This is a genomic window from Sphingopyxis sp. LC363, from assembly GCF_000756385.1.
GTDB lineage: Bacteria > Pseudomonadota > Alphaproteobacteria > Sphingomonadales > Sphingomonadaceae > Sphingopyxis.
Window position 1 is genome coordinate 30,001 of sequence record NZ_JNFC01000035.1, and the last position, 3,177, is coordinate 33,177.

Genomic DNA, 3,177 nt, shown 5'->3' on the forward strand with positions numbered 1-3,177 from the left:
ACAAGCGTTCGGCCTGCTGCTGCTGCTCAACGCGCTGCTCGCCGCGATCCAGTTCTTCGGCGCGCCGCTCGCCGCGGCCTATTATGGGCAGCCGATGGTCGCCGACCTGCTTCGCGTGCAGGCGCTGCTCTTCCTCGCCACGCCCTTCATCGCGCTTCCCGAAGTGATGATGAGCCGCGCGCTCGATTTCCGGCGCCAGGCGATCGTCAATCTGCTCGCGGCGTTCGCGGGCGCGGGCACCGCACTCGGCTGCGCGCTCGCGGGCTATGGCGTGTGGACGCTCGTCTATGCGCCGATCGCGATGTTCTGGACGCGCGCTATCGGGCTGACCCTCGTCGCGCGGCTGCTCGTCTGGCCGAGCTTCAACTTCAAGGGATGCGGCCAGATCGTCGGATTCGGATCGGCGGTGCTGTTCAGCCAGCTCTTCTGGCTGGTGCAAAGCCAGTCGGACATTTTCATCGCCGGCGCGCGATTCGATGCCCACGCGCTCGGCCTTTATGCCGAGGCGCTCTTCCTCGCGCAGATATTCATGGCGAAGTTCGTGCCGCCGCTGAACGAGGTCGCCTTCCCCGCCTATGCGCGAATCAAGAGGGATGCCGCCGCGGTGCGCTGGTCCTTTCTGAAGACGGTGCGAATCCTGATGCTCGTCGCCGCGCCCTTCTATTGCGGGCTCGCGGTGGTCGCCGCGCCGATGATCGAAACGCTGTTCGGGACGAAGTGGCTGGGAATGGCGCCCTATATCCAGCTCATCTCGCTCGCGCTGATCCTGATGACGGTGCAGATTCTCTTCGCCCCGGTCACCAATGCGCTCGGCAAACCGTCGATTTCGATGTTCACCGCGATGAGCGGCGCGATTCTCTTTCCGGTGTCATTCCTCGTCGGCGCCGAATGGGGGCTGATCGGCATGGCGTGGGCGTGGCTGATCGCGGCCCCCCTGCTCCTTATCGTCACCGCGCGGCTGTCGGCGCCGCTGATCGGCATATCGCTGTGGGATGTCGCGCGCGCGATGCTGCCGGGACTCGCGCCCGCACTGGTGATGGCGATCGGGGTCGGCTTTGCGGGTCAGGCGCTCGAATCGCTCGGCCTCGCCGCGCCGGTGCAGCTCGCGCTGCTCGTCGGCCTTGGCGTGGCGCTATACGGCGCGCTCCTGTGGCTGCTCGAACGCGAGGCGCTCGCCGAGGTGATCCGTCTGGTGCTTCGTCGCCGGCCGCCCGCCGCCGACGCGCCGACTCAGGACGCGATATAGTCGCGCATCGCCGCGGCTTCGGCCTCGATCTTGTCGATGCGATATTTGACGAGATCGCCGATCGACACGAAGCCCACCATCTTGCCGCCATGGACGACGGGCAGGTGACGGATGCGCTTTTGCGTCATCTGCGATAGCGCGCCGATCACCGCCATGTCCGAATCGCAGGTCACCGGCGATTTGGTCATCACCTCGTCGAGGCTGCGGTCGAGCGCGTCGGGACCATAAGAGGAGAGGAGGCGAACGATATCGCGTTCGGAAAAGATGCCGACCACCATATCGCCCTCGAGCACCGGAACCGCGCCGATTCGATTCTGCGCCAGCAGGTCGATCACGGCGCGGACCGCGTCGCCCGGCCGCGCCGAAATCACCGCCCCGGTCCGTTCACGAAGAATCGCTCCGATCGTCATAGCTGCCGCTCCCATATTTGGTTCTGTTGCCGGGCAAGCCTATCATGATTCGCCGGTGGGACGAAACGTCCCACCCGCCGCAATGCCGCTTGGCCGCGGCGGCGGCTTGGTCCATGGAGGCGCGCATGGTCAAACGCTCTCCGCTCGACAATCGCGACACGTCGAATGTCGCCTGGGCGCGCTATCGCCGGCTGATGAAGGGCATGGCGCTGGTGTCGCTGCTCGCCGTCCTCGGCGCGCTCGGCTGGCTGCGCTTCACGATGGGCGAGGCGCTGACGATCCATATGATCATAGCGACCGCGGCCGGCATCGGCCTGTCGGTGATGCTCGGCGCGGCGCTGATGGGACTCGTCTTTCTGTCGAGCGGCAGCGGCCACGACGAATCGATCGAAGACCCTTTCGAAGACGACCCGGATCTGAAACCATGACCGAACCAACGCCCCCCGATTGCCCGCGCGACCCGATCTTGCGCGTCGTCCCCCGCCCCGCCGACATCAACGCCAACGGGCATATCTTCGGCGGCTGGGTGCTGAGCCAGATGGACATCGCGGGCGGCATCGTCGCCGGGCGCGTCGCACAGGGCGCGGTCGCGACGGTGGCGATCGAGACGATGGAGTTCATCGCACCGATCCTGCTGCGCGACATCATCTCGGTCTATGCGCATCTCGAGCGGCGCGGGCGCACGTCGATGGGCATCAGGATCGAAGTGATCGCGACGCGCGACGGCGGGCGGACCGAGGAGCGCGTCACCGAGGGGCTGTTCACCTTCGTCGCGCTCGACGAGAATCACCGCCCGCGCGCGCTGCCCCCGGCTTAGTCTTCCGCCTTCACGCGGTAGTGGAACGTCTTGCTGCCGTTCGCGGGGACGCGGACGACCCAGGTGAGCAGGCCGTCGCGGCGCGGAAGCTTGCGGATGCGCGAATCGAGGCGGTCGCTGTCGTCGACGTCGAAGCCGAGTTCGACGTCCGCGGGATGCGGGTTCGCATTGGTCACGGTGATGCGATAGTCGTGCTGGCCATTCTTCGGCGGCATATAATTCTCCATGTCGATTCGCACCTGGCTGCTCTCGCCGATGACGAGATCGACCTTCTCGCCGACCGCATGGTCGCGCATCCGGCCCTCGCCGACCAGCATCTCGCGGCCGCCGACGGGCTCGAACACCGCCGCCTGTCCGCTCGGCAGCGGAACGCCCAGCCCTTCGGCCTTCTTGTTCTGCATCCGCAGCAGGATTTCGGGCTCCATCGCCTCGCCCTCGTCGCCCGGATAGACGCGCAGGCGATAGATTGTGCGAAACGGCACGCCGTCCTTGACGAGCAGCGCGACCTGTTTCTGTCCGTTCGCGGCGACGGTGACCGGGATGGGCACGCGATAGAGTTTTAGGTCGCCCAGATCTTCCTGGCTCGCGACGATCGCGACGGGCGTCGTCATCATCGCGCGCTGCATGCGCGATCCGGTGACGACGATGCTGTCCATGCCCTCCTCCATCGCCGCGGGCGGCGGCGGATCGGGCGGCGGGGGTGG

General features: G+C 66.6%; 4 protein-coding genes and 1 pseudogene (1 of these 5 only partly in view). 3 read left to right on the forward strand and 2 right to left on the reverse strand.

Translation table 11 applies throughout. The features are described from left to right. A protein-coding gene (locus tag FG95_RS14035; RefSeq protein ID WP_037556696.1) for a lipopolysaccharide biosynthesis protein crosses the window boundary here: on the forward strand, positions 1–1,246 show its 3' portion. 287 nt of this gene lie to the left of the window's left edge; 1,246 of the gene's 1,533 nt are visible here — the last part of the coding sequence; the start codon falls outside the window, past its left edge; its stop codon occupies positions 1,244–1,246. On the opposite strand, the gene FG95_RS14040 is transcribed toward FG95_RS14035, so the two are convergent. Next, positions 1,231–1,656 (reverse strand): CBS domain-containing protein, encoded by a 426-nt coding sequence (locus FG95_RS14040; protein ID WP_037556697.1) that lies wholly within the window; start codon positions 1,654–1,656, stop codon positions 1,231–1,233. The two genes, FG95_RS14035 and FG95_RS14040, sit on opposite strands and share 16 nt — an antisense overlap. A 125-nt stretch (positions 1,657–1,781) precedes the next feature. Between FG95_RS14040 and FG95_RS14045 the strand changes: the two genes are divergently transcribed. Both FG95_RS14045 and FG95_RS14050 read left to right on the forward strand, forming a co-directional pair. Next, positions 1,782–2,084 carry a hypothetical protein gene (locus FG95_RS14045; RefSeq protein WP_037556703.1) on the forward strand — a complete coding sequence of 101 codons (303 nt, stop codon included), beginning with the start codon at positions 1,782–1,784 and terminating at the stop codon, positions 2,082–2,084. Next, positions 2,081–2,473 (forward strand): acyl-CoA thioesterase, encoded by a 393-nt coding sequence (locus tag FG95_RS14050; RefSeq protein ID WP_037556698.1) that lies wholly within the window; start codon positions 2,081–2,083, stop codon positions 2,471–2,473. The genes FG95_RS14045 and FG95_RS14050 overlap by 4 nt, the downstream gene beginning before the upstream one ends. Here FG95_RS14050 and FG95_RS20805 read toward each other — a convergent pair. Next, positions 2,470–3,177: pseudogene (locus tag FG95_RS20805) on the reverse strand (hypothetical protein); the annotation flags it as partial. The gene FG95_RS14050 and the pseudogene FG95_RS20805 sit on opposite strands and share 4 nt — an antisense overlap.